Source organism: Geodermatophilus sp. SYSU D00079, assembly GCF_054050635.1.
The window spans coordinates 1-2,864 of the sequence record NZ_JBJGZS010000061.1 but is presented as its reverse complement, the minus strand read 5'-3'; the positions used below and the strand labels follow the sequence as shown (position 1 = coordinate 2,864).

At 59.6% G+C, this 2,864-nt stretch carries 2 rRNA genes; both read left to right on the top strand.

Annotation, left to right across the window (positions count from 1 at the left end):
• Positions 1-2,632, top strand: a 23S ribosomal RNA gene (locus ACI79E_RS22350); the annotation flags it as partial.
• Between the two features lie 107 nt (positions 2,633-2,739).
• A 5S ribosomal RNA gene (rrf, locus tag ACI79E_RS22345) occupies positions 2,740-2,856 on the top strand.
• The last annotated feature ends 8 nt before the right edge of the window (positions 2,857-2,864 follow it).

Genomic DNA, 2,864 nt, shown 5'->3' with positions numbered 1-2,864 from the left:
GGCGGGACCACCCGCTAAGCCTGAATACTCCCTGGTGACCGATAGCGGACTAGTACCGTGAGGGAAAGGTGAAAAGTACCCCGGGAGGGGAGTGAAATAGTACCTGAAACCGTGTGCCTACAAGCCGTGAGAGCCTTACGCCCCTCGGGGCGGGGGTGATTGCGTGCCTTTTGAAGAATGAGCCTGCGAGTTAGCGGTACGTGGCGAGGTTAACCCGTGGGGGGTAGCCGTAGCGAAAGCGAGTCCGAACAGGGCGAGTCAGTCGCGTGCTCTAGACCCGAAGCCGAGTGATCTACCCATGGCCAGGTTGAAGCGCGGGTAAGACCGCGTGGAGGACCGAACCCACCAGGGTTGAAAACCTGGGGGATGAGCTGTGGGTAGGGGTGAAAGGCCAATCAAACTCGGTGATAGCTGGTTCTCCCCGAAATGCATTTAGGTGCAGCGTCACGTGTTTCTTGCCGGAGGTAGAGCACTGGATGGCCGATGGGCCCCACAAGGTTACTGACGTCAACCAAACTCCGAATGCCGGTAAGTGAGAGCGTGGCAGTGAGACTGCGGGCGATAAGGTTCGTAGTCGAGAGGGAAACAGCCCAGATCATCGGCTAAGGCCCCTAAGCGTGTGCTAAGTGGAAAAGGATGTGGGATCGCAGAGACAACCAGGAGGTTGGCTTAGAAGCAGCCACCCTTGAAAGAGTGCGTAATAGCTCACTGGTCAAGTGGTTCCGCGCCGACAATGTAGCGGGGCTCAAGCACACCGCCGAAGCCGTGGCATTCCTCCGTCAAGCCCGTCACCGCCCTCGAGGTGGTGGCCAGGTGGAGGGATGGGTAGGGGAGCGTCGCGTGGTGGGTGAAGCGGCGGAGGAATCCAGCCGTGGACGCCACGCGAGTGAGAATGCAGGCATGAGTAGCGAGAGGGGAGTGAGAACCTCCCCCGCCGGAAGACCAAGGGTTCCTGGGCCAGGCTAATCCGCCCAGGGTGAGTCGGGACCTAAGGCGAGGCCGACAGGCGTAGTCGATGGACAACGGGTTGATATTCCCGTACCCGCGAAGGAGCGCCCATGCTGAACCCAGCGATGCTAACCACCCGAGGTCGGTGAGCTCCCTTGTGGAGCGAGCCGGTCGAGGCTGGGACCCGGACTGGTAGTAGGCAAGCGATGGGGTGACGCAGGAAGGTAGTCCTACCGGTGAGTGGTAGTACCGGTGCAAGGGTGTGGCCCGTGCCATAGGTAAATCCGTGGCGCATGTGGGTGAGGCCTGACGCATAGCCGTTTGAGGCGAATGGGATGATCCTATGCTGCCGAGAAAAGCCTCTAGCGAGTTCCGAGCGGCCCGTACCCCAAACCAACTCAGGTGGTCAGGTAGAGAATACCGAGGCGATCGAGCGAACTGTGGTTAAGGAACTCGGCAAAATGCCCCCGTAACTTCGGGAGAAGGGGGGCCGGTGACTGTGAACCGCCGTGCGCGGGGCAGCGGTGGCCGGCCGCAGAGACCAGTGAGAAGCGACTGTTTACTAAAAACACAGGTCCGTGCGAAGTCGTAAGACGATGTATACGGACTGACGCCTGCCCGGTGCTGGAACGTTAAGGGGACGGGTTAGCCGCAAGGCGAAGCTCAGAACTCAAGCGCCAGTAAACGGCGGTGGTAACTATAACCATCCTAAGGTAGCGAAATTCCTTGTCGGGTAAGTTCCGACCTGCACGAATGGCGTAACGACTTCTCAGCTGTCTCAACCACAGGCTCGGCGAAATTGCACTACGAGTAAAGATGCTCGTTACGCGCGGCAGGACGGAAAGACCCCGGGACCTTCACTATAGCTTGATATTGGTGTTCGGTTCGGCTTGTGTAGGATAGGTGGGAGACTGTGAAGCGGGCACGCCAGTGTCCGTGGAGTCGCCGTTGAAATACCACTCTGGTCGAATTGGATGTCTAACCTCGGTCCGTGATCCGGATCAGGAACAGTGTCAGGTGGGTAGTTTAACTGGGGCGGTTGCCTCCCAAAATGTAACGGAGGCGCCCAAAGGTTCCCTCAGCCTGGTTGGCAATCAGGTGTCGAGTGCAAGTGCACAAGGGAGCTTGACTGTGAGACCGACGGGTCGAGCAGGAGCGAAAGCTGGGACTAGTGACCCGGCACCGGCATGTGGAAGCGGTGTCGCTCAACGGATAAAAGGTACCCCGGGGATAACAGGCTGATCTTCCCCAAGAGTCCATATCGACGGGATGGTTTGGCACCTCGATGTCGGCTCGTCGCATCCTGGGGCTGGAGTAGGTCCCAAGGGTTGGGCTGTTCGCCCATTAAAGCGGTACGCGAGCTGGGTTTAGAACGTCGTGAGACAGTTCGGTCCCTATCCGCCGTGCGCGTAAGAGACTTGAGAAGAGCTGTCCCTAGTACGAGAGGACCGGGACGGACGAACCTCTGGTGTGCCAGTTGTACCGCCAGGTGCACTGCTGGTTGGCTACGTTCGGCAGGGATAACCGCTGAAAGCATCTAAGCGGGAAGCTCGCTTCAAGATGAGGTCTCTCACCGGGACAACCGGGTAAGGCCCCCGCCCAGACCAGCGGGTTGATAGGCCGGAAGTGGAAGCGCCGCAAGGCGTGGAGCTGACCGGTACTAATAGGCCGAGGGCTTGACCACACACCCACACGAACCTCCGCTCCCGAGCGGACGGTCGAAGACAATCCGCGTCCACTGTGTAGTTCTGAACGCACGAACCGCGCCCGGTTCGTACATGTTCACAGCGTTACGGCGGCCATGGCGAGAGGGAAACGCCCGGTCTCATTCCGAACCCGGAAGCTAAGCCTCTCAGCGCCGATGGTACTGCCCTGGAGACGGGGTGGGAGAGTAGGACGCCGCCGGACAACCATTC